Origin of the sequence: Sporolactobacillus spathodeae (assembly GCF_016908935.1) — a bacterium.
In the GTDB taxonomy this organism is placed as follows: domain Bacteria; phylum Bacillota; class Bacilli; order Bacillales; family Sporolactobacillaceae; genus Sporolactobacillus; species Sporolactobacillus spathodeae.
In genome coordinates this window covers 73,348-97,506 of the sequence record NZ_JAFBEV010000009.1, presented here as the reverse complement: position 1 = coordinate 97,506, position 24,159 = coordinate 73,348, and the positions used below count along the sequence as shown (strand labels likewise).

At 45.9% G+C, this 24,159-nt stretch carries 21 protein-coding genes and 1 other annotated feature; of the genes, 15 read left to right on the top strand and 6 right to left on the bottom strand.

The window, feature by feature from the left end; all coding sequences use genetic code 11:
• Positions 1–146 precede the first annotated feature (146 nt).
• A complete protein-coding gene (locus JOC27_RS06605) occupies positions 147–1,412 on the bottom strand; it encodes a glutamate-5-semialdehyde dehydrogenase (protein WP_205006243.1) in 1,266 nt (421 codons plus the stop codon).
• Positions 1,413–1,419: 7 nt separating this feature from the next.
• A complete protein-coding gene (proB, locus tag JOC27_RS06600; RefSeq protein WP_205006241.1) occupies positions 1,420–2,562 on the bottom strand; it encodes a glutamate 5-kinase in 1,143 nt (380 codons plus the stop codon).
• 66 nt (positions 2,563–2,628) lie between these two features.
• Positions 2,629–2,845 (bottom strand) — a binding site (T-box leader).
• A gap of 141 nt (positions 2,846–2,986) precedes the next feature.
• On the opposite strand from proB, the gene JOC27_RS06595 reads away from it, so the two are divergent.
• From JOC27_RS06595 to JOC27_RS06580, 4 genes are all read left to right on the top strand, one after another.
• Positions 2,987–3,568, top strand: coding sequence for a thioredoxin family protein (locus JOC27_RS06595; RefSeq protein WP_205006239.1), 582 nt, complete (start codon positions 2,987–2,989; stop codon positions 3,566–3,568).
• 138 nt (positions 3,569–3,706) lie between these two features.
• Complete coding sequence (locus JOC27_RS06590; RefSeq protein ID WP_205006237.1) at positions 3,707–4,906, top strand: MalY/PatB family protein; 1,200 nt, start codon at positions 3,707–3,709, stop codon at positions 4,904–4,906.
• 70 nt (positions 4,907–4,976) lie between these two features.
• Positions 4,977–5,411, top strand: a complete 435-nt coding sequence (locus tag JOC27_RS06585; RefSeq protein ID WP_205006230.1) for a hypothetical protein — start codon at positions 4,977–4,979, stop codon at positions 5,409–5,411.
• Positions 5,399–5,692: a YxcD family protein gene (locus tag JOC27_RS06580; protein ID WP_205006229.1), complete on the top strand. Its 294-nt coding sequence runs from the start codon at positions 5,399–5,401 to the stop codon at positions 5,690–5,692. The genes JOC27_RS06585 and JOC27_RS06580 overlap by 13 nt, the downstream gene beginning before the upstream one ends.
• A gap of 25 nt (positions 5,693–5,717) precedes the next feature.
• Here JOC27_RS06580 and JOC27_RS06575 read toward each other — a convergent pair whose 3' ends face one another.
• The gene (locus JOC27_RS06575; RefSeq protein ID WP_205006227.1) at positions 5,718–6,809 is read right to left on the bottom strand and encodes a two-component system sensor histidine kinase NtrB; all 1,092 of its coding nucleotides are present in this window, start codon (positions 6,807–6,809) and stop codon (positions 5,718–5,720) included.
• A gap of 242 nt (positions 6,810–7,051) precedes the next feature.
• Between JOC27_RS06575 and JOC27_RS06570 the strand changes: the two genes are divergently transcribed.
• Positions 7,052–8,470, top strand: coding sequence for an amidase (locus tag JOC27_RS06570; protein ID WP_205006225.1), 1,419 nt, complete (start codon positions 7,052–7,054; stop codon positions 8,468–8,470).
• Between the two features lie 721 nt (positions 8,471–9,191).
• Here JOC27_RS06570 and gpmA read toward each other — a convergent pair.
• Positions 9,192–9,932 carry a 2,3-diphosphoglycerate-dependent phosphoglycerate mutase gene (gpmA, locus tag JOC27_RS06565; RefSeq protein ID WP_205006223.1) on the bottom strand — a complete coding sequence of 247 codons (741 nt, stop codon included), beginning with the start codon at positions 9,930–9,932 and terminating at the stop codon, positions 9,192–9,194.
• Between the two features lie 328 nt (positions 9,933–10,260).
• Between gpmA and JOC27_RS06560 the strand changes: the two genes are divergently transcribed.
• The 4 genes from JOC27_RS06560 to JOC27_RS06545 all read left to right on the top strand — a co-directional run bounded on the left by JOC27_RS06560 (position 10,261) and on the right by JOC27_RS06545 (position 12,718).
• Entirely contained in the window at positions 10,261–11,046 is a 786-nt protein-coding gene (locus JOC27_RS06560) for a threonine/serine exporter family protein (protein ID WP_205006221.1), read from the top strand.
• A gap of 10 nt (positions 11,047–11,056) precedes the next feature.
• On the top strand, positions 11,057–11,557 hold the full coding sequence (locus tag JOC27_RS06555; protein WP_239529965.1) for a threonine/serine exporter family protein: 501 nt from the start codon (positions 11,057–11,059) through the stop codon (positions 11,555–11,557).
• 93 nt (positions 11,558–11,650) lie between these two features.
• Positions 11,651–12,346 (top strand): SGNH/GDSL hydrolase family protein, encoded by a 696-nt coding sequence (locus JOC27_RS06550; RefSeq protein WP_205006219.1) that lies wholly within the window; start codon positions 11,651–11,653, stop codon positions 12,344–12,346.
• 141 nt (positions 12,347–12,487) lie between these two features.
• Positions 12,488–12,718, top strand: a complete 231-nt coding sequence (locus JOC27_RS06545) for a DUF1653 domain-containing protein (protein WP_239529963.1) — start codon at positions 12,488–12,490, stop codon at positions 12,716–12,718.
• Between the two features lie 169 nt (positions 12,719–12,887).
• On the opposite strand, the gene JOC27_RS06540 is transcribed toward JOC27_RS06545, so the two are convergent.
• Positions 12,888–14,987: a DNA topoisomerase III gene (locus JOC27_RS06540; RefSeq protein WP_205006217.1), complete on the bottom strand. Its 2,100-nt coding sequence runs from the start codon at positions 14,985–14,987 to the stop codon at positions 12,888–12,890.
• A gap of 429 nt (positions 14,988–15,416) precedes the next feature.
• Here JOC27_RS06540 and JOC27_RS06535 point away from each other — a divergent pair, with 429 nt between their 5' ends.
• The 4 genes from JOC27_RS06535 (at position 15,417) to JOC27_RS06520 (ending at position 20,293) form a co-directional block, all read left to right on the top strand.
• The gene (locus tag JOC27_RS06535; protein WP_205006216.1) at positions 15,417–17,177 is read left to right on the top strand and encodes an ABC transporter transmembrane domain-containing protein; all 1,761 of its coding nucleotides are present in this window, start codon (positions 15,417–15,419) and stop codon (positions 17,175–17,177) included.
• Positions 17,170–18,954: an ABC transporter ATP-binding protein gene (locus tag JOC27_RS06530; protein ID WP_205006208.1), complete on the top strand. Its 1,785-nt coding sequence runs from the start codon at positions 17,170–17,172 to the stop codon at positions 18,952–18,954. The genes JOC27_RS06535 and JOC27_RS06530 overlap by 8 nt, the downstream gene beginning before the upstream one ends.
• Positions 18,955–19,057: 103 nt before the next feature.
• Positions 19,058–19,369 carry a hypothetical protein gene (locus JOC27_RS06525; protein ID WP_205006207.1) on the top strand — a complete coding sequence of 104 codons (312 nt, stop codon included), beginning with the start codon at positions 19,058–19,060 and terminating at the stop codon, positions 19,367–19,369.
• Positions 19,370–19,876: 507 nt separating this feature from the next.
• The gene (locus JOC27_RS06520; RefSeq protein ID WP_205006205.1) at positions 19,877–20,293 is read left to right on the top strand and encodes a hypothetical protein; all 417 of its coding nucleotides are present in this window, start codon (positions 19,877–19,879) and stop codon (positions 20,291–20,293) included.
• Between the two features lie 13 nt (positions 20,294–20,306).
• Here the strand turns inward: JOC27_RS06520 and JOC27_RS06515 are convergent, their stop codons facing one another.
• Complete coding sequence (locus JOC27_RS06515; RefSeq protein WP_205006204.1) at positions 20,307–21,473, bottom strand: mechanosensitive ion channel family protein; 1,167 nt, start codon at positions 21,471–21,473, stop codon at positions 20,307–20,309.
• 235 nt (positions 21,474–21,708) lie between these two features.
• On the opposite strand from JOC27_RS06515, the gene lpdA reads away from it, so the two are divergent.
• Together lpdA and JOC27_RS06505 are read left to right on the top strand one after the other, a co-directional pair.
• The gene (gene lpdA, locus JOC27_RS06510) at positions 21,709–23,127 is read left to right on the top strand and encodes a dihydrolipoyl dehydrogenase (protein ID WP_205006203.1); all 1,419 of its coding nucleotides are present in this window, start codon (positions 21,709–21,711) and stop codon (positions 23,125–23,127) included.
• Positions 23,124–24,149 carry a thiamine pyrophosphate-dependent dehydrogenase E1 component subunit alpha gene (locus tag JOC27_RS06505; RefSeq protein ID WP_205006202.1) on the top strand — a complete coding sequence of 342 codons (1,026 nt, stop codon included), beginning with the start codon at positions 23,124–23,126 and terminating at the stop codon, positions 24,147–24,149. Before lpdA ends, JOC27_RS06505 begins: the two co-directional genes overlap by 4 nt.
• Positions 24,150–24,159 lie beyond the last annotated feature (10 nt).

Genomic DNA, 24,159 nt, shown 5'->3' with positions numbered 1-24,159 from the left:
CGGGCGCTACCTGCGAGCCTCCGCGTACAGGCAAAAATCTGCGGGGTCTCGCCGGCACGCTGTTCCAGCAGGCGTCTCACACATTGCTTTTGGGTCAGAAAAACAACATTAAATTTAAACAGAGCTTTTTTTTAATACGCCAATGATTAGTTGCGGATTTGGCCGTTGCCTTCAACTAAATATTTAATCGTTGTTAACGCGTTCAGCCCCATAGGTCCGCGGGCATGGAGCTTTTGCGTGCTAATGCCAATTTCAGCACCAAATCCGAACATTTCGCCGTCGGTAAAACGGGTGGAGGCGTTATGGTAAAGCGTTGAGGCATCCACGCTTTGGAAAAACAGGCGGACATTTTGCTGATTTTCCGTGATAATCGCCTCCGAATGACGCGTACTGTATCGATTGATGTGGCGAATCGCTTCGTTGACATCTGTAACAATTTTGATGGCAATAATTTTATCAAGGTATTCCGTTGCCCAGTCATTAGCATCTGCCACCGGGAGATCTGGAAAGAGTGGGGCAGCGCTTGGATCAATGCGACATTCGACACCGGCATCGGTCAATGACTGGATCAGCACGTCGCCGTGTTCCGCAAGCCATTTTTCATGAATGATGATGGTTTCAATCGTATTGCAAACGGATGGACGCTGTGTTTTGGCGTTCAATGCGATTGATAGGGCCATGTCTGGCTGAGCTGAGGCATCGATAAACAGGTGACAGTTTCCCGCACCGGTTTCCAGAACGGGAACACTTGCTTTTTGAACGACTGTTTGAATCAGTCGCTTGCTTCCTCGCGGGATCAGAACATCTAGATAGCCGTTCAGATGAAAAAAACGATCGGCAGTGTCGTGGCGCGTATCTTCAAGCAACATGACGCTTGCAACCGGCAGATCCGACGCTTGCAAGGCGTGATGAATCACGGCAACTAGCGCTTTATTGGATTCAAGAGCCGAGGAACTGCCGCGCAGATAAACCGCATTGCCTGTTTTCAGGCAGAGTCCCGCTGCATCGACTGTAACATTCGGTCGTGCTTCATACACCATGCCAACGACACCTAGCGGTACACGTGTTTTTTGGATAATGAGCCCGTTCGGACGTGTCCATTGCTCTAATGTATCACCGATTGGGTCATGAAGCGCGGTTAATTGTTTCAATCCGTTACTCATACCTTGGATCCGTTCAGGCGTCAGCAGCAGACGATCAATCAGAGACTGATTCATTCCCTGTTGACGCGCGATTGCGATGTCTTTCTGGTTGGCTGCAAGGATTTGTTCCGATTCGCTTAGCAGATGATTCGCAATAATCGTCAATGCACGGTTTTTCTGTGCTGTGCTTTTTAGTTGTATTTGAGCTGAAGCTTGCCTGACCTTTTCTGCTTTAGCAATCAGTTCATCCTCAATAATTATTTTTTTCATTTTCACCTTATCTCCTTCCGCGCGGCACGCGAACGATTGCTGTCCACGGTACCCAATTATCGCGATGGACAACCTCCGGATGACCGCCTTTTATTTGGTTCATGGCAAGTTCACTTGGCATCCGTTTGATTTGATTGAGCTGCAGCGATGAATAATTGACCTGGCCTTTACCGAGCACTTTATGATTCTGATCGACGATCTGAATCACTTCTCCGGCGGAAAACTGACCACTGATGCTGCGAATTCCGGCGGGAAGCAAGCTTTTGCCATCATGCATCAATGCTTTGGCGGCACCATCGTCGACTTCAATTTTTCCTGAGACCTGCGAATGCAGTGCGATCCATTGTTTGGCGACTTTCAAGGATGGGTGCCGCACGCCCGATCCAATATACGTTCCGTCTCCTTGGCCATTAATGATTTGCATTAGTTTCTCAGTCCCCATTCCCTTGCCAATAAAAATACGGACCCCTAACGACAGCGCGGTCTCAGCGGCCATTAGTTTGGATTTCATGCCGCCGGTTCCGACTTTTGAACCCGATGCGCTGCTTGTCGATTCAAGAAGCGTTTCCGGTAGCTGCTCGAGAAAGTTATAACGCTTGGCTTCAGGAAAAAGATTTGGATTTTTATCATAGAGTCCGTTGACATCCGTAAGAATGGCAAGAAAATCAGCATGTATCAAACCACTGACCAGCGCTGACAGCATATCATTGTCACCAAATGTCAATTCTTCCAGAGAAACCGAATCATTTTCGTTAATTATCGGGATTACTGAGCGGCGAAGGAGTTCGGTTAGCGTCGAATAGGCATGGCTCATCTGTTCGCGGCGTTCAAAATCCTGGCGAGCGAGCAGTAACTGAGCAATGGTCAGCCCGTATTGGCGGAAGGACTTCGCATAGAAATTGAGTAATTCAACTTGACCGACAGCAGCGGCTGCCTGCTTGCCTGCAAGTGTCACGGGTCGTGACGGATAGCCGAGGCCACTATAACCGGCGGCGACGGCACCGGAAGAGACGAGGGCAACTTCGTAGCCGCAAGCCTTCAATCGAGCAATGGCTGCAACATGTTCGTTTAATTTTATTTCATCTAGTTGTCCGCGTGCGTCAGTCAGGGAACTGCTACCGATTTTTACAACAATCCGCTTCATTTTCATCCATTGAAGAATCCCTTCATCGAGCGTGTTGATCTGATTTTTGTGTACAAAAAAGCCCCGTCCTTTATAAAGGACGGGGCTTTGACGGACCCGCGGTACCACCTTTGTTAGCGCGAAGAAGTTAGCGCTCGCTCAAACCCTCATAACGTAAGGGCAACGGTCCGTTTTTCTCCGGACGGCTCAAGGACAGGTTCACCAAGATGGGGACGACGGCATCTTTCAGCCAATGGATGCCGTTCTCTGACGCTCATTCTTAGTTACTGATTCCTCTCAACACACTCATTATAGTAATAGTATTATATGACATGATCTGAATTGAAGTCAATTGATTGATTTATTTTAAAGGTAAGAGAAGCGGATTTTTTCTTTTTCAATTGTTGCAGTGGTATCATTAAATAAAATTAGTTCAGGAGGTTATTCTATAATGGCGTTTACATTACAAATTGGCGAAAAGGCGCCAGATTTTGACTTGCCAGCAACTGACGGAAACAGCTATCAACTAAATGATTTTGATTCAGCGAAGATACTTGTTGTGTTTTTTACATGCAATCATTGTCCCTTTGTTGTTGGATCAAACCCGGTGACGCGTCAGATCGCGGAAAAATACAGCGGTAAAGGCGTTCAGTTTATTGCGATTAATTCGAACAGCGAGACAACGCATCCAGCAGACTCATTCGATAAGATGGTGCAGCAGATGGATGAGCAGCATTTTCCATGGCCATATCTGCGCGATCAAGGCCAAAAGGTGGCATTAGCATACGGCGCGTTTCGGACACCACATTTCTTTGTCTTTGATGAAACGCGCAAACTGGTTTATACCGGGCGTGAACTAGACAACCCACGTCAGCCGCAGCTAGCGACTATCAACAATTTGGAGCGTGCGCTTGAAGAACTCACGAATGGGAAGGCAATCAGTACCCCATTAACGAATCCCGTCGGATGCAGCATTAAATGGGACGGTCATGATAAACATTGGATGCCGGCGGAAGCTTGCGATTTGGTTTAATTGGTCAATAGCCATTATTTAGACCAAGGGCGCTTCCGTCCATTATGCGGCCAGTGAACGCCTAAAGCACATTCGATAAAAAAAGATCGGGCGTTTTTTGCCCGATTTTAACTACTTTTAATAATGAGGGATGAGCGGATGGAAGATGGGGCTGTATTCAAACAAAATATTAACCGTCGCCATACGGCATCGGAAAAGTGGGATCAAGCGGACAAATTGTTCGGCGGCAATGATTTGCTGCCGCTCTGGGTCGCGGATATGGACTTCGCTGTTCCAAAAGCTGTGACCCAGGCACTGACGGAACGGGTCAGGCATGGCGTCTATGGTTATACGTTCCGGACAGAGACCTATCTAAACGCTGTCCGTAAATGGATGAGCGAGCGTCATGATTGGACGGTTGACACAAAATGGATATGTCACAGTCCAGGCGTTGTTACGGCTTTGAATTTGATTATTGATGCATTAACAAAACCAGGTGATAAACTTTTAATTCAGCCACCGGTTTATCCGCCTTTTTCTAAGACGGCAAAGAATCAGCAGAGGGATCTCGTCCTGAACCCGCTCGTCTATCAAAACGGTAGGTATCATATCGATTTCGATGATCTTAAAAATAAACTTTCAGATCCAGCTGTGAAATTGATGCTGCTGTGTTCACCACATAACCCGGTTGGCCGTGTTTGGGAGAAACAGGAGTTGCTTCGTATTGCAACGCTTGCACGGGAGAATCATGTTCTGGTAGTCGCTGATGAAATTCACAGCGATTTGGTTCTGCCTGGTCATCGCCACCTACCTTTCGCCAGCATCGCGCCAGATGATTACTGGATTGTTTGCATGGCGCCGAGTAAAACATTCAATTTGGCTGGCCTTCAAATGTCGACTATCTTTATCGCCAATCCCGAATTACGGGAAAAATACCAGAAACAATTGCAGCGCTTTAGTTTAGCAGAACCAAATACACTCGGTTTAACGGCTGCTGAAGCTGCTTTTCTGCATGGCAGTGAGTGGCTTGATCAATGTCTTGTCACCATTCAGCGCAACGCCGAATATGTTTCAAATTACTTGAAAAGCGAATGCCCATCGCTTGTCATGACTCCACTTGAGGGAACGTATCTTGCCTGGATAGATTGTCGGCGTCTCGGACTTTCTGACAGTGGCTTGAAACGCATGCTCGTAGAAGACGCCCATCTGGCACTGAATCCCGGTGTGACATTCGGTTCAGAAGGTTCAGGATTTGTACGAATGAACCTAGCGTGTCCACTGTCAACGATACGTCAGGCAATGAATCAACTGCACAAAGCTGTTGATCAGTTGCACCAAAGAAAAGCGATCAGAAAATGAAACGAATCCAGCGTTCATTCGTATGTATAAGTATGTTGGCTGATTCATTTAACCATATGGAGGAGAACAAATGAAAAAATTGATGGCTGCCTTTCTTGCATTAACACTGATTCTGACACCTGCGGGAAATTTCTTGTCTGCGCCACAGCAACAAAAGGCCGATGCAAAGGGGTACCGAACAGGCGTCCGATCGTTTCATTCAACAACGCGAACTGGGACGAATTCTTTCTTTAAGAATAAAACGATCCAACGTACCGAACGTCAAGCAACGACACGTTCTTTCGGCAATTCCTTCGGCGGAAGTTTTATGCGTGGGATGATTTTCGGTGGACTTTCAGGGCTTCTCTTTGGCAGCATGTTTTCTCACTTTGGCGGATTCGGCATGATGGCCGGTTTCTTAATCAATTTTCTGGCGATCTTGGCGATTATCGCACTTGTTCGTTATCTGTTCGTCAGCTTTACTGGAAGGCGACGAGCGGAGGATAATGATAAATGGAAGAGATAATCCTTTCTGAACAAGAAATAATCAATGCAGTTTGTCTGCATATAGCGACAAAAAAGGAATTGAGACCTGAGGATATTCAGGTTGAATTACTTTATGACGATGAATATGGCTATTCAGCGGAAGTTTATGCAAGGGGAAGAAAACAAGTACTGGTCGAAGCCAATTTGATTGAAGCCATCCGTTTTTGGCTTGATCAAGAGATGCAGGTGGACCCTTTTGCGGTTGCTCTCCGCTTGGCGCTTGATCCGGAGCAAGGGATTATTGTTCACTGTCAAATCTAGATAGATAAGAAAAGTAAGGAGCCGATCAAAAAAACGGATCGGCTCCTTTTTCAATCCATGCGGATGGAAAGTTGAGCGTAAACACGGTACCTTGATTCGGACTTGACTGGACGGTCATCCGCCCATGATGAGCCTGGATAATCTGATAACTAATGGCAAGGCCCAATCCTGTTCCTCTACTCTTCGTTGTAAAAAATGGGCGTCCGAGATTTGCCAAGACGTTCTCTGGAATACCTGTTCCGCTGTCTTTAATTCGGACTTGTTGCATGTTGCCAAGTGATCGCAGGGTCAACGTGATGCGTCCTTTTTCTGGTGTAGCTTCGATCGCATTTTTTATAAGATTATTAAAAACTTGTTTCAACTGCACGGAACTTCCTTTGACTTCGTGAGTGGCCTTATCACTGCTCAACTCTAATTTAATTCGTTTACCATCCGCCAAATTCGAAAACAGGAAAAGCGATTCTTGAGCGATTTTCTGTAAATCGAGCGTACTGAAAGAACTGTTATCCAGTCTGGCAAATGATAGAATGTCATTTGTCAGTCCTTCCATATAGTTGATCTCGTCACTAACGAGTTTCAAATAATCTTGATTAGGCACAGTTTGATGCTCCATTAATTGGATAAATCCTTTGATTGAGGCAAGCGGATTGCGAACTTCATGAAGAATTTGCGCAGCAAGCTGTCCCAACATCGCAAGATGATTGTTTCCTTTTTTTCCTTTTGGAAATTGCATCTCTTTTTCCTGACGGCGCAAGGTCAAGAGAAAATAAACCTGTCCGGATAAGTTCAACAGATCGACGCGTAGGCAGATAGGCAGACAAAATTGATGATCTACAGCTATTTGAAGATGCAGGGGTAATTGTTTTCCGGGTTTTCGCAATTGACAGGCCATTTCTTCAAGTAGTACCGATAAATCTCCAGGTTGTAAAAAAAGTGACAGAAACATGCCGCTTATGGAACGTGATTCATCACCAGTTAGCAGACGGCACGCTGCCGAGTTGCCGTAGATGATTTTATCCCCGTGGACCACGAGCATCGCCTCTTGGTCAATCCCAGAAGGGGCCGATCCTTGAATTTCTTCAATGAGCTCTTTTTCCAAACGTTCACTGCTGATCATCCTCTATTCCCCCCAAAAAACAAATTGAGTCAGGTAATACCCAAAATGTTGCTGCTAATGGATTTATATGTGAGAATCGGAACAAATATCTCATTTGCCTGCGCCGGTACGCGATTTTGTTTGCTGTGCTTATGGAGAGTAAAGCATCGCTTGTTTCATAGACTTGGCAGTGTAGCAGATAAATGCTACGCTTTATGTAAACCTATATAAAAATATGGTTAACACTGTGAGGAGCCTGACTAATGGATTTTTTTCGAATGCATGCGGTTGATTTGTTAGCCGCTTATCGGCACGGCGACTTTTTACCGGAACAAGTGCTGGACTGTCTTTGGCAAAAGATTGATCGCCTGAATCCAATACTCAACGCGATTGTAACGGAGAATCGTGAAGAATCTTATCGCGCGGCACGCGAATCAGCCGAACGTATTCAGACTGGCAGAATGCGCCGACTGGAAGGCATTCCGGTCGCCATAAAGGACTTAACCAATACAAAAGGTTTGCGAACCACTTATGGTAGTCTTGTCTACAAGAATCATATACCTGATCACGACGCCACAATTGTCAGTCGATTGAAAAAGGCGGGAGCGATCATCATCGGGAAGACAAATACCCCGGAATTCGGCCATAAGGGAACAACGAATAACCGAGTGTTTGGCGCAACAAAAAATCCATGGAAGCTGACGAACGGTGTCGGCGGCTCAAGCGGAGGGTCTGCCGCTGCGGTCGCAGCTGGTTTTTGCCCGCTAGCCGAAGGTAGTGATGGCGGCGGATCGATTCGTATACCTTCGGCTCTTTGCGGTGTCTTTGGCTTCAAGCCCAGTTTCGGACGTGTGCCATCTGACAATCATCCGGAAGATGTCTTTGCTTCAGTTGTACCCTTTATCAGCTATGGCACGATTGCTCGATCGGTGCGCGATGCTGCGTTAATGTTTGATGCAATACAGGGGCCATCGAGCGATGATCCATTTTCTTTAGACGCTCTTGTTCCATCGGTCAGCGAGACGTTATCACAAAAACCGGTTCAATGGCGGATCGGCTATACATATGATTTCGGTATTTATCCATTAGAGGCGGAACTCAGAAAAAAATTTGATGCGGCTCTAGATACCTTACGTGAAAAAGGCGCATCTGTTTTACCAGCGCCGATTCAAATCGCCAAGGATTTACGGACGTATGTGCCATTTTTTAATCGGCTTTGGATGATCGGGCTTGCCGAAAGTTCGGTCGATTTGATACAGGAACATAAAGACAAGCTCAGCTATTCGCTTCTATCGATGATTGAACGTGGACAAAATGCAACAGCTGGCGAGTATTTAGCGATGCACCGTAAGCGAACGGAAATTTGGCGGATCTTTCAGCAACAATTCGAGACTTTTGATGTGCTTGTGTCGCCGACCCTTGGCGCGGTCGATTATGCATGGCAAATGGAAGGACCAGAACGGATCAATGGTCAGTCAATTGATAGTGAATCAGACTGGATGATGACAAGTTCGGTAAATCTAACTGGTGAACCGGCGTGCACGCTACCAATTGGGCAAACAGCGAGCGGGCTGCCGGTCGGTATGCAATGCATCGCTGCAAAATTGGCTGATCGGCAACTTCTCCAATTTGCGCAATGGGCAGAGCAGCTATTTGGATGCGCGAGAGTGGCAGATTTGTAACTAGCGTTTTTAAATTTTTGGCGATGTTTCGATCTAATATTATTTTCTTAAAAAATGCGATTTGCGAGATGCCTGCGGCAACAGCGTGCCAGCAAGCAGATAGCGTATATCTCTTTTTAGAAGAACCTAATTTTTAAATTCTTAAATAAGCAGGAATGATAACCTTTACATTCTGAAAGAAAGGGTTTACAATAGCTTTGTTATTGGTTGTTAGTATGCTCATCATAATACTTTGCACCTAGTAATGTTACCCAACTTTTGGATAGAAACGTGTAGCAAGAGAAGCGGTACTGCCCATACAGCTTTTCTCTTGCTTTTCCAGACGTTAATGGAAACTCATCCGTACTGGACACGTTTCTGCCGCTTGTCTCCTGATCTCAGGAGATTTTTTTATACGAAAGAATGTATCTGATTTTTGACGGAAAATGGAGCGAAGGGGCGAGATGCCTGCGGGAAGAGCAGGATAGGGGAGACCCCGCAGGTCACTTGTTTGTCGGAGGAGGCTCCCGTCCTCCCGCGGCAAGCGAGTAACCGGAACGCAATTGTTAAAAAGAAACTTGGGTACGCTGATTTTTCGCAATCAGAAACATTTGAATTTAAAGATGAATGACTCAAAGACATTGGAACGGTCAAGGAACTAAAGGATGAATTAAATAAATAGAAAAAGGATGCCTCAAGGCCAAAATGGCTTTTGAGACATCCTCTTTGGAAACAAAAATTATTACTTTTCGACTGAAGGAAGAACAGGTTCTTCAATCGGGCCGTTTGCGCCGAGGTAATAACGATTCAGCGGTTTCAAATCTTCGTCAAGTTCATAAACAAGTGGTGTACCCGTTGGAATATTCAGGCCGACGATAACATCTGCCGGAACATTGTCAAGGTGTTTAACAAGTGCCCGTAGTGAATTACCATGAGCAGCAATAATTACTTTTTTGCCTGCTTTCAATTGCGGAACGATTTCTTCATTCCAATAAACAAGAACGCGATCAACTGTATCCAGAAGGTCTTCAGTCAATGGCTGTTCTGCTTCAGTCAGATTGGCATAACGCGGGTCATTCAGCTGAGCAACGTAGCGCTCGTCCGATTTTTCCAATGCCGGCGGCTTTACATCAGCAGAACGTCTCCAGATATGCACTTGTTCATCACCGTATTTTTCAGCGGTTTTTGCTTTGTTCAAGCCTTGAAGCGCACCGTAATGACGTTCGTTCAGACGCCAGCTGTGTTCAACAGGGATCCAAGTCAGATTGAGTGCATGAAGAACATTCCACAGCGTGTGGTTGGCACGTGTCAGAACGGATGTATAGGCTTGATCAAAAGTATAGCCGTTTTTCTTCAGAATTTCGCCGGCTTCGGTAGCTTCTTGTTCGCCTTTTTCCGTAAGATCAACATCTGTCCATCCGGTAAACCGGTTCTCTAAGTTCCATGCACTTTGCCCGTGACGAATTAATACGAGTTTAACCATCGGGTTAGAACACTCCTCTCAAATTTGAAAAGCGACGAAAACTTTAACAGCGACTGAGAAATGTTACCTGTCAATAGACTGATTCTCTTGAAGAGACGCAGTCTCAGTCAGTTAAAGTATCGGCTGCGTTACATAATTTTACTCAAAATCACGGTGTCAAGCGGCATATACTGACGAACCATGATTTTACATCAATTCATTATATCATGGTTTTAAAATGCCCGCATTTTGATCTTTTAAAAGAATGTGAAAGTATTGTTATTCAATGGGGGTCATATTATAATGTTCTTACCTAAAAAAGACAACAGAAGAGAGTAGAAATATAAGAATGAATGGTTTCCATAAAACGGACGAAAAAAGTAGGACGCAAAGCCCTTTTGTTCATGAAGTGGCTGCGCTTTGTGTGCTTGCGGGAAAAATTCTGTTGCAGAACGGCGCTGAAACGTTTCGTGTGGAAGATACAATGAACCGAATTGCACGGAATTTCTCGATTGAGAATGCCCAAAGTTTTGTAACACCAACGGGCATCATCTTTTCGATTGAGAATACGGATATCACGAAACTCGTCCGAATCAGTTCTCGCGGGACTGATTTTCGCAAAGTCACGCAAGTCAATAGTCTTTCACGCCAGGTCGCCGAAGGGGCACTGGGCATCAATGAAGCTTATCGTCAATTAAAAATGATTGATTCTTCAACGAAAACGTACGCGCCCTGGCTGCAGGTTCTTGCGGCTGCCAGCGCGAGTAGTTGCTTTTTGCTGATGTTTCTCGGAAAATGGCAGGACCTCTTTCCGGCTTTTATTGCTGGTGGCGCTGGTCAGGCAGCCGCCATGTATTTTCACCGCTTGACGAAAGTTAAATTTTTTTCGGAATTTATATCATCCATTTTTGTCGGCCTGATCGCGTTGTATTCTGTTAAAATCGGCTGGGGTATAGATTTGAATAAAATCATTATTGGCGCGGTTATGCCTCTTGTACCTGGGGTTCCAATCACAAATGCTGTGCGCGACTTGATGGCAGGCGATCTCGTATCTGGATTGTCGAAATTTGCCGAGTCTGTTTTGACGGCATTTGCAATAGGGATCGGGATTACATTTGCATTGGCGCTAAGGTGAGGGTGACTCAATGACATTGATCGGGATGCTTCTTGTTCAGGCGTTGACCAGTTTTATCGCAACCTGTGCATTCGGCATTATCTACAATATTCCGAAAAAGCCGCTGATTCATGGCGGTTTTATCGGGTTGGTCTCTTGGATCATTTATTTCCTAATTTATCAATGGAACGGCAATGACTTTGCAGCGACTTTCTTTGCAGCATTTGTAATCGCAGTCATGAGCCATATTTTTGCGCGTCTGTGCAAAAACCCAGTCATCATCTACAGTGTGTCTGGGATTATCCCGCTTGTTCCAGGGGGCTTGACTTACACGGTCATGAATCGCGCGGTCGGTGATCAATATAGTTTAGCCCTACATCTCGGCGAGAAGGCCTTTGTTCTTTCGGGGGCTATTGCGATGGGTTTGATCTTTGCTGAGGTGTTGTATCCATTAACAAAAGGCGTTATGCAAACCCTGCTCCCTTCAGAGGACAGAAAAAGCAACGTGAAACAGGTATTTTTTCACAAATAATTGCCAAAGTACTGTATTCCATCTGATGACTTTGCTAATATAAAGCTAACGAAACGTCAGAACATTTGGAACAAGAAACAGGAGCTGGTCGCAATGAGAATCATCTGTTTTGGAGACAGCGTCACTCGAGGGATTACTTTCTTAAATGGTAGATTCAAGATAATTCGAAACAATTACCCCGCGCTTTTGCAAAAAGGATTAGGCGAGAAGGATGTTGTGATTAATAAAGGGGTATTCAATGACAATTCCGATTGCTTGTTAAAACGCCTCGATGAAGATGTGTTGGATCTGCATCCGGATTTGGTGTTGATTAATATTGGCGGAAATGATTGTAATTTCCGTTGGGATCAAGTCGCACGTCTTCCTGAAGAAGAGCATATTCCCGTCGTTCCACTAAATCGCTATCTCAATAATATCAAACTAATTACCGAAAAAATATCAAGTTCCGGATCTATGCCGGTCTTGCTTAGCCTCCTGCCGCTTGATCCAGTCCGCTATTACCAAGCACTGATGACACATTACAGTCAGAATATCGGCCATTGGATCAGCTGTTGTGGCGGCATTGAGCACTGGCATGGTATGTACAACCGTTCCTTGAAAGAACTTGCCGACAAACTTCATGTAACGCTCTTCGATTTGCGCACAGCTTTCAAGAAAAAAGGCGATTTATCTGAACTAATCAACGAAGATGGTTTGCATCCGACTGCTACCGGCTATCAGGCGATGGCGGAAATTCTACTCTCTGTATTGCCGAGTTTGTGCCCGACCACAGAGCATCTTCGTGCCTGAGAGACAGCTGTACTAAAGCGCCGTTGACTCTGATTCTCAATGAATGAGCGTGACGGCGCTTTACTGTCACGACAAACTATGATAAATGAATAAAAGCAGCCAGATGGCTTAGTAAAATGAATGGAAAGGCGTTGACGCTCATTGAGAAAATTAATTTCCCGTTCGCTTTACCGGCATTTTAAGGGGCATTTGTATTATGTCATTGATGTGGCACAGGATTCTGAAAGTGAAAAAGAGATGGTCATCTATCAAGCGCTTTATGGCGAAAACAAGCTTTGGGTTCGACCAAAAGCGATGTTCTTATCTGAAGTTGAAGCGGGGAAAGAGAATCCGACCGGCCAGAAATACCGCTTTGAACCGTATGGCAATTAAGGATCACGAAAAAATCAATTGGACCGCTGGTTTATTTAGCTTTTGGGAATTGATTGAATCCTGAGACATACACGTGTTTTGCCAGTAACGGTTATCACTTAATCAAAGCAAGAAAAGAACACATTGGCCCATTTGCGGAAACACAACGCAAATGGGCCAATGATTACGTTTATTCGTCTTTATCTTTCTGTAACGCCGATTTGAATAGATCGGCCAAACTGTTCTGGAATGGTTCTTCCTGATTGATTTTCTTCATCAAATGACGCGTTTCATGTTTGGTTACACGCTTCGCCGTTTTCTCCACTTTTTCCACAATCCCGCAAGTCCGACACTGGAAATAGGGCCCGCTCTTCCCTTGATGAATTTCCATCTTTTTGTGGCAATTTTGGCAACGGTGATTAGAAAGCTTCGGATCTTTATGTTTTCGATAACCGCATGACCGGTTGACGCAGACAAGAACGCGCGCGCCTTGGCGATCTCTGACCTCTTTCATCCGAGATCCGCATTCCGGGCAAAGTGATTGCGTCAGATTCTGGATCTGATACGCATGGTCAGCCGATCGGATTTCATTAATCAGTGATGTTGTCTGCTCTTTAATCTTGGCGATAAATTGCTGTGGATTGCCGCTTCCTTCGGCGATCTGTTCAAGTTTCTCTTCCCAACGGGCAGTTAGTTGAGGCGTTTTTAGATCAGGATGTACCAGACCAATCAGTTGTCGGCCTTTTTCGGTTGCCTGCAGTTTGCCGCCTGAGACGCGCGCAATAAGTTCAGACTGAAGCAGCTTTTCAATAATATCCGCTCGGGTTGCGGGGGTACCGAGTCCGAAATTTTCCATTTTCGTCAAAAGATCAGCTTCTGAAAACAAGGCAGGTGGTTCCGTCATTTTTTGCTGCAAATTGACGCGATCTAAATTGAGTGTCTCGCCGCGGGAAAGTTCAACTATAGGGGAAGACGGCGGCGCTTCTTCAGAGAGAAGCGCACGGAATCCTGGCGCTTTGGTGATTGTTTCGGAAATCGTCAGCTGCTCTCCTCCTGCCAAAAGTTCTACGTGTCGCTGTTCCGTCAGGCAGTTCGGATAGAAAAGGGCAAGGAAGCGGCGGACAATTATTTCATACAGTGCATATTCATCTGATGAAAGATTAGCAAGCGCCGGGGCTTCCTCCGTGGGTATCAGCGCATGGTGATCCGTCACTTTTTTGTCATTGAAGACATGCGATGCGCGTACTTGACTCCCTTGATGGAGGAGTCGTCGCACTGTGCTTCCGAAGAGTGGTTCAACGGCTTTTAGACGCTCCGTCATCGTTGCTTTGATATCGCTAGTCAGATAACGCGAATCGGTTCTTGGATAGGTGACAATCTTATGTCGTTCGTAAAGTGCTTGTAAGGTATTTAATGTTTTCTTGGCCGAGAATCCGAATTTCCGGTTGGCCTCCCGTTGCAGCTCTGTCAGATCATAAGGCAAAGGTTGGGCTTCGCTTTTTTGCTTTAGCGATACATTAATAACCTGTGCTTGTTGACCGCGCAGCGAAGTAATGATTCTTTCCGCGGCGCGAGGGTCGCTGAGTCGGGTCTGTTTCCCATTTTTCCAATTCATTTTCCATCGTCCGGATTGCGCGCTGATTGTCCAATAGGGTTGCGGCTGAAAAGCGGCAATTTGCTGCCCACGATTTAGAATCATAGCAAGAGTTGGTGTTTGTACGCGACCGGCAGATAACGAATCGTTGTACTTGACAGTTAGCGCTCGCGAAACATTCAGACCGATTAGCCAATCGGCTTCTGAGCGGCAGACAGCGGATTGATAGAGCGAATCGAACGCTGCCGCATCTTTCAAATGGCTGAATCCTTCACGCACCGCACGATCAGTTTGCGAGGATATCCAGAGTCTTTTGATAGGCTTTCGCCAGGAAATATGCTTGATAATCCAGCGTGCCACAAGTTCACCCTCGCGTCCGGCATCTGTTGCTATGATTAATTCGTTCAAATCGCTCCGTTTCGCTAATTGACGGATTGCTTGGAATTGACTGCGTGTTTGCTTGATCGGTTTCGTTTCCATGACGTCCGGGATAATCGGCAAATCCTCCAGTCGCCATGTTTTATAATCCGGACGATAATCTTCCGGCATTTTCAGCTCGATTAAATGACCGAGAGCCCATGTGATCACATAGCGATCGCCTTCCAGGTAATTCCGATTTGCTTTCTGGCAGTTAAGGACGCGTGCGATATCGCGCGCGACACTGGGCTTCTCTGCTAATACTAAAGCTTTATTCATCGTGATGAGCTCCTTTGCTTAGAATATCCGAATTGCGATGAAACGCCAAAAGTCATTATACAGGAAAACACTGCATTGTGAACATGACGCGCGCAACGTGTCCGCCCAGAACAGAATGATTTTACCATTTTTCTCCTCAAATTTTAGTTTACTTTGTTAACTATTAAGACTATAATGATATCATTCTAATAAGTTGGGGAGGTGAATGTCATGACCAATAAAATCGTGCAAGGTATTTCTAGATACAATCAGCCGATTGAATTGAACATGGAAGCATTCACTCTCCCTTTTAGGCTTTTTAATGAATAAACACGAGTTGGCGTTCGTTTATTAATTCATTAATTCGGTCACAGAAGGAGGGCGACTTCTTTCTGTGGCCTTTTATTTTTTTATTGCCCTATTTTCTGCTTTTGTTGGGAGGTCGTTGTTTTGCGAATTTTTTATAATCTGGGATGGTTTTTTAAACAGGAAAAGTATCGCTATATTTTAGGTGTTCTATTCTTAATGGTGTCAAGTGCGCTTTCCTTGATCCCGCCCTATGTCGTTGGCGTACTGGTCGATGGTATACGGAAACGTTCCCTGAACCCACTGCTGCTTAGCGAGTGGATTGGTTTCCTTATTCTCATTGGTATTATTTATTATTTCACTGGATATATCTGGAGACAATTCATTTTCGGTACCTCTGTCTTGCTCGGTCAGCAATTGCGCAATACGCTGTATCGTCATTTTACGAAGCTTTCGCCGGATTTTTATCAGAAACATCGGATCGGTGACTTAATGGCGCACGCTACGAACGATATCAATGCTGTACAGCAAGCGGCCGGCGACGGAATTTTGACACTCGTTGATTCAATAACCATGGGTGCAATGGTTATTCTTACGATGGTCGTGATGATAAACTGGAAACTGACGATTATCGCGCTCCTACCGATGCCGGTCATGGCACTGCTGACGATGCATTACGGCAATCTGCTGCACAAGCGTTTCGGTGTGGCGCAAGAAGCATTCTCCGACCTAAATGATAAAGTTCAGGAGAATGTGTCCGGTGTGCGCGTCGTCAAAGCGTTCGGTGAAGAGGAGGCACAGATTGAATCATTCCGTGTCGCCTCGAAGGATGTCGTGGCAAAGAATATGGCTGTCGCAAAAGTCGATGCATTATTCGATCCAACGATTACGTTAATTGTTGCAATTTGCTTCTTTCTGGCACTAATCTTCGGTTCCCGTTATGTCATTCTCGGCACCATGACACTCGGTCAGTTGACCAGTTTCACGCTTTATCTCGGTCAGTTAGTTTGGCCAATGCTGGCATTCGGTTTTTTATTTAATACCGTTGAACGCGGGAGCGCCTCCTATGATCGCATCCAACGATTACTTGCGATTCAGCCGGTTATTGTCAGCAAAGAAGGGGCTTCAGCGGTTACACCGAGCGGCGATGTCTGCTATACTATTCCAGATTTTCGCTATCCAGGCAGTCCGGACAGTGTCCTTCAAGCGATTGATTTTACCATCCATCAAGGGGAGACGCTTGGCATTGTCGGTAAGACCGGTGCGGGGAAAACGACGCTGCTCCGTTTACTGCTCCGTGAATTTGATTTGCAGGATGGGCGAATCGAAATCGGCGGAACGTCGATTGACGCGGTCACATTGGAAGCGCTGCGCCGAGCCATCGGTTATGTGCCGCAAGACCACATTTTGTTTTCAGCAACGCTCTCTGAAAATATTGCCTTTGCAAGGCCTGAAGCCTCGCAGGAAGAGATTGAACGGGTTGCCCGGCTCGCCAATATCCATGAGGATATTCTTAACTTCCCTGATGGGTATGCGACCGTGGTGGGCGAGCGTGGGGTGACGCTTTCCGGCGGTCAGAAACAACGGATTTCGATTGCGCGTGCATTGCTCGCCGACCCAGAAATTCTAATTTTTGATGATTCGCTGTCTGCAGTTGACGCACGGACTGAGGTTGCCATTTTACAGGCCCTGAAAAAAGAGCGTCACAATAAAACAACGATGATAGCGGCACACCGCCTGAGCGCGGTCGAACATGCTGATTTAATCCTCGTGTTGGCGGATGGGCGGATCGCTGAACGTGGCACTCATGACCAACTGCTCGCCAACCAAGGATGGTATGCAGAGATGTATGCCCATCAACAGCTCGAATCGCTTGTTTCGGAAGGGGGACGATCCAATGGCTGAACCGGTAATAGAAAATCAAACCCATCATCATGTTTTCCGCCGGCTAATGGGTTACTTAAAACTTGATAAGAAGAGTCTGACACTTGCAATCCTGTTATTGATCATTGCGACAGGTGCCGATGTGCTCGGCCCGATCATCATGAAGGTTTTTATCGATGGCTATTTGACGAAACGTTATTTTCCTACCGCGCCGCTTGTTCTTCTTGCTGTAGCCTTCATTGCTGCATATGGTGTTTCTGCTCTTTTTCATTATTATCAAATGGTGCTGTTCCAGAAAGTCGCACTGAATATTATTCAGAAAATGCGTGTGCAAGTATTTAGCAAAGTGCAGCATCTCGGCTTGACGTTTTTTGATCAGACGCCAGGTGGCAGTCTTGTTTCTCGGATAACAAACGATACCGAAGCCATCAAAGAGTTATTTGTCAGCGTCTTATCCGCATTCCTCAGCAGTGGTGTGACGATGATTGGTATTTTTGCCGGGATGTTTTTTCTCGATGTGCGCATGGCGCTCATTTGTCTTGTTCTGATGCCTTTCATTCTCTTTTTAATGTGGTGGTACGGGCGTCTCAGTTCAGCGGTCTATCGCGTCACTCGGGCGAAGTTGAGCCAGTTGAATGCGAAGTTGAACGAATCTCTGCAGGGCATGGCGATTATTCAGGCAATGCGTCAGGAAAAAAGATTGCGCGACGAATTCGGCAGAATTAATGAAGCGCATAAGGTCTCTCGTTTAAAAAATGTTAAATTAAATGCGTTGATGTTGCGTTCGGCTGTTTATTCGGTCTATTTATTGGGGTTAATACTGATTTTGAGTTTCTTCGGTATTCAATCATTCGCCGGGGTAGTCTCTATCGGTGTGTTATATGCTTTTGTTAATTATCTGGACCGGTTCTTTGATCCGGTCAATCAAATCATGCAACAGCTGACATTGTATCAGGAAGCGATGGTATCTGCAGAGCGTGTTTTTGGTTTATTGGATGACAAACGGATGGCGCCTATCCAAATCGGTCAGCATTCGCCGAAGATTCACGAAGGTAAAGTCGAGTTTCGCGATGTCTCTTTTTCCTATGACGGGAAAACGGACGTTCTCAAGCATATTTCGTTTACAGCCAACCCAGGTGAGACCGTGGCATTGGTCGGTCATACAGGAAGTGGTAAAAGTTCGATCATTAATCTTTTGATGCGCTTTTATTCGATCGATCGCGGTGAGATTGTGATCGACGGAGCTCCACTGACTGCATTCACCAATGAAGAATTGCGGCGCCGCGTTGGTTTGGTACTGCAAGATTCGTTTTTATTTGTTGGAGATGTCGCCAGTAATATTCGTCTGAGTCGGTCAGTAAGTGAAGCAGATGTCCGCGAAGCTGCCAACTTTGTTCAAGCAGATGCGTTTATTGAAAAACTTCCCCAACAATATCAAGAGGCTATCGGAGAACGTGGCGCGACATTTTCAAGTGGCCAGCGGCAATTGCTCGCTTTCGCCCGGACAATGACCTTGAAACCGAAGATTCTTGTGCTCGATGAAGCGACGGCTAGTGTTGACACTGAGACAGAGGAAGCGATTCAGCTCGCTTTATCGAAAATGCGCCAGGGACGTACGACCATTGCTATTGCCCATCGGCTGTCTACCATTCAGGATGCAGATCAAATCCTTGTGCTTCACCGCGGTGAAATCGTTGAACGTGGAAATCATCAAACGCTACTTGAGAAGCATGGTCTCTATTATCAGATGTATCAGTTGCAACATGGGGCTGATCAAGAGAAAGTGGTCCATCGATGAAATGTGGTTGGTGCGGAAACTTTCTCATCTTCAAATCAATATCTTATAATAAAAGAGTTAGGATAAAAGATTACAGGAATTTTGTTATGAGGTGATTTCAACGATGGCAAAACAAATCTTATCGATTAGAATGCCTATGCTGACGATGAATGGCCCGAATTTGAGAAGAACCCTTCGCCTCTATGAATTGATAAAAAAAAGTCAATGCGCCGCCTATTTTACAATTGACGGCCGTACCTATACTGCTGAAGAATTCCCGCGTGCGCTTCCGTCTCTTGCCGCGCTGAGGAAGAAGGAAATACTAGTTGTCCTGGAAGGTGAAGGGGCGGATGCGCTCCATCAGAGACTGATGACGGAATTGCGTGTGTCAGAGGAAAATGCTCGTGAAAACCCTGGGTTATACAGGGAATCTTAACAAACGGACTACTATCATCGTGATTACGCGGCATCGCTGAAAAGCGGTGCTTTTCTTCACCTGTAACCAACCTCTCCGAATTTGCTTGGCAACGGAGTACAGGTGCTCAGGTATTAGCAAAACCAGCGAGCCGGATCGGCCTCGCTGGTTTTTAGCTTGTCTGAGCAAACGAGTGATCCGCCCGCGGCAAGCGAGCAGCCGAAGCGCGTCGTTACAAAAAAGAGTTAGCAAACCCAGATTTTCAAAAAGAGAAGAAAGTAAAAAAGTGAAGCGAAGGCGCGAGACGCCTGCGGGAACAGCGAGCCAAGTGAGACCCCGCAGATTTCAGTTTGTTTGAGGAGGCTCACGGATCGCCCGCGGCAAGCGAGCAGCCGAAGCGCGTCGTTACAAAAAAGACTTAGCAAACCCAGTTTTTCAAATGAGGAATGATCGTAATGGGACATGCATATGATCAAGAAGCTTGTGACCTCGCGGATCACTATCTTCAATACAAAGGGGGAGCCTCCGTTGAAATTCGGATCTGCTCTGCGTGTATTGGTCGTGATTGGTTTGCTGCTCATTCTTTTTCAATTATTTTTTGGCTTGTTTTCGCTTGTCTTGACACAGTCCTATGGGACTCCGCGTTTTCTGATCACAGACACAGACAAACTGACATCGCATGGTGCTTTGCATAGCCTGCGTACGTTTGGCAGCGAGTCAATACTTGCTGGGTTTGCCGCACTTTTACCTGCGGCAGGGGCATTCATGATCTGCAAGGGCAATAAGAGATTACTTCTTTCCGGACTGTTATTGATACTTGCCGGAACAGCAAACAGTGTGATTCTCTACTCGGCCGGGTTGCCGGCTGGCATCGCTCTGATGGCGGCGGGTACGCTGATGCTGATTAGGAGGACTCGTCTGCATGAGCTTGAGTCAGAAAAATAAGCTTATGTGTTCGTTAATTATTACTAGAACGCGAGCGCATTGCTTTTTCGATCGGATCATCAACAGCCGAGGGTGGTTTTTGCACCAGTGGCTGGCTTTTTTTTATCGGCGTTTTTTCGTCTGCTGGCGCCTGAGTCAAACGAGTGGAGGCTAGTTCCACATGTTCCTCATATAGTATCTGCAGAATAGCTAGATTAAAATTTTCTTTAATTAATGTCCATTCGTTAAAATCGACCGTTTTCGTAAAAAATTGGATCGACAAATCAAGACTAGCTGATGAAATCTTGTCAAGCCACACCATCTGTCCGTCTTCATAAATGGCGTCATTGACCGAGAGCAATTGGCGTATCCGGCTTAAACAATTTTGTAATTGCTGACTGGATGTATTGATTTCAAGCGGCGTATGAATAAGGACGCGCCGCTTACCGAGCCGCGACATATTGGTAATTGGCTGATTAGCGAGCGTTGAATTCGGCACAGTCACAAGCGCTTGATCAGCGGTGCGAATGCGTGTCGAACGAAAATTGATATCCTCAACAATTCCTTCAATTGTGCCGGACTGAATCAATTCACCAATTGTGAAAGGGGCATCAGTAATGATAACAAGACCCCCAAAAAAATTACTGAGTGTGTCTTTTGCGGCCATCGCGATTGCGAGACCGCCGATACCGAGTCCAGTGATTAATCCCGTGACATGATAATTCCATTGATCAAGGATAGCTACTGCAGTAAAAATAACGACAACGAATTTCGCAATTTTTGAAAGGAAGGGAATAATTATCGTGTTAAACTGCAGATCATAGCGATCGTGGACGTGTGCGAAGAAAATATTAATTGTGTTTGAAAAAAGGTAAAACCCCCAACCAATCGACACGGTGGCAAGCGAGTGATAAAATCGAGTAATGAGAGACATGCCGCTTGCCGGTATCGGCAGATAGGAAAACGCTAAAAACAGGCCGGTTGCGAGCAGAATCAGGACAATTGGCTTTCTGAAACTGGCGAGAAGCGCCTGATCAATGGCAATTTGGCTCTTTTTCGTTATATGAGACAGCAGTTTCGGCATATATTTCGAAAAAATATATGCCGAAAGAAAAAAAACGGAAATAATAAGCAGAGCGATCAAGCCGTCTGTCCATGAAATCTGTGTTAGCCAATCGATTTTTTGCAAGAAACGTTCCATAATGATTCACTCCAGCTGTCATGTTATTTTTTATGATAGCATGATTGTTGGCCTTCCGAAAGCCGCTTTTACATACGTACGGGCATGGATAGTTGATAGCATGAGGCTCGAAATTGTAACTTTGAAAAATCTGGAGTACAATTTTATCGGGTAGTGATAGTTAGCGATCGGAATTGAAACTAAACGGTAAATTGTCACGTATACAATAGAGTTAGAAGAAGGAGTGACTTTTTTTATGGCTGAAAATTATGACCTGGTCCTATTAGGAGGTGGCACTGGCGGCTATGTTGCGGCAATTCGTGCCAGCCAATTAGGCTTGAAAACAGCAATTGTAGAAAAGGAAGCACTCGGCGGTACTTGCCTGCATAAGGGCTGCATCCCGACAAAAGCGTTCTTGCGTAGCGCGGAAGTCTTTGCAACGATAAAGCAAAGCAGCTCATTCGGTGTTGACGTTTCAGGAGCAGTATTAGATTTCAATAAAATTCAAGAGCGGAAAAAAGCGATTGTCGAGAAATTGCATCAAGGTGTTCTGCATTTGATGAAAAAGGGAAAAATTGATATATACGAAGGATTTGGCCGGATGCTCGGTCCCTCAATTTTTTCTCCGCTGGCGGGGACGATTTCAGTGGAATATGCGGATGGTCGGGAGAACAGTATTCTGACGGCAAAAAATGTCATTCTCGCGACAGGTTCGCGACCGCGTCCACTCGGCAGTTTGGTATTTGATGGTGTGCATGTACTCTCTTCAGATGATGCATTAAATCTCGTCACGTGTCCGCAATCGATCATTATTGTCGGTGGCGGTGTCATCGGTGTTGAATGGGCGTCAATGATGGCTGACTTCGGCGTAGATGTGACGGTGCTTGAATATGCGGATCGTTTAATTCCAACTGAGGATGCCGGATGCGCCAAACTGCTTCAGACAAGCTTTAAAAAACGCGGGATTAAGGTAATTACTGGCGCGCAAGTATTACCTGATTCATTCCAATGTGCAGACGGTGTGCAAATCACTGCGGTTAAGAATGCGCGTGAACAGACTTTTTCGGCTGAGAAAATGCTCGTTTCAATTGGACGGTTGCCAAATAGCGAGGATATCGGCTTATCGAATACGTCTATTGAAACGGAAAAAGGTCTCATTAAAGTTAATGCTTTCGGTCAAACGAAAGAATCACATATCTATGCCATCGGCGATGTGATCGGCGGGCTGCAGCTCGCTCACGTGGCAGCCCGAGAAGGGATTCAAGCGGTCGATCATCTTGCGGGTCAGAAAGTCATGCCAATGGCTGAAGCTGAGGTTCCGCGCTGCATCTATACGCGGCCGGAGATCGCTTCAATTGGTTTGGGCGAGGATGAAGCCAAACGCCATTATTCAATCAAAGTAGGTAAAGTACCTTTTGCGGCGATTGGTAAAGCGCTGGTTTATGGCGAGTCAGACGGCTATGCCAAAATTATTGCCGATAAAGTCTCGGATGATATTCTCGGTATCCAGCTGATCGGACCACACGCGACTGACCTAATCGGCGAAGCTTCACTGGCTAAGCTGTTAAACGCTTCACCATGGGAAATCGCACAAGCTATTCATCCGCATCCGACGTTGAACGAAGTGCTTGGTGAGGCAGCGCTTGCTGTTGACGGGCAGGCGATTCATTTATGAGCACCATTAATAAGGGGGGAACTACCTTGAAAAATCTTCATCATACATTAGGTTTTTCTGATCAGGATGTCCTGACCATGTATCGATATATGTTGGTTGCAAGACGTGTCGATGAACGGCTTTGGCTGCTCAATCGCGCCGGCAAAATTCCGTTTGTTGTGTCCTGTCAAGGACAGGAAGCGGCACAAGTTGGTGCTGCATTTGCGCTGAACAGGGAAAAGGATTATGTCGCGCCGTATTATCGCGACTATGCTTTTGTTCTTTATTGGGGTATGAGTATCAAAGAAATGATGCTTAATAATTTTGCTAAAGCAGAAGACCCGAATTCTGGTGGACGGCAGATGCCGGGACATTTCGGTTCTAAAAAATTGCGGATGCTGACCCATTCCTCTCCGGTGACAACGCAGAATCCGCATGCGGTCGGTATTGCACTTGCTGCGAAATTGCGCGGCGACGATATTGTCAGCTTCGTCACATTTGGTGAAGGATCTTCCAATCAAGGCGATTTTCATGAGGCAGCTAATTTTGCAAGTGTTCATAAATTGCCTGTCATTTTTTTATGTGAGAATAACCATTATGCAATTTCAGTTGGTCTGGAGAGCCAGCTTGCCTGTGCGCACGTCTCTGACCGCGCGTCTGGCTATGGCATGTTCGGTAAATCTTTTGATGGCAATGACCCACTGGCGGCTTATGCAGCAGTGAAGGAAGCTGTCGACCGTGCCCACCGTGGGGAAGGACCGTCGCTACTTGAAGCCAATTGCTATCGGCTAACGCCACATACGAGCGATGATAACGATATGACTTATCGGACAAAAGCTGAGGTCGATGAAGCAAGAAAACATGACGGCGTCCTGACTTTCGCTGACTATCTGCGTGATCTCGGTATTTTGACTGAGGAAAAAGAACAAGAGATGGAAGCGGCAATTCGTCAGGAAATTGATGAAGCGACTGATTACGCTGAAAAGGCACCGTTTGCGAAACCGGAGTCGATCTATCGCTACGTCTACGAAGAAACGGACTGAGGGGGGAAGT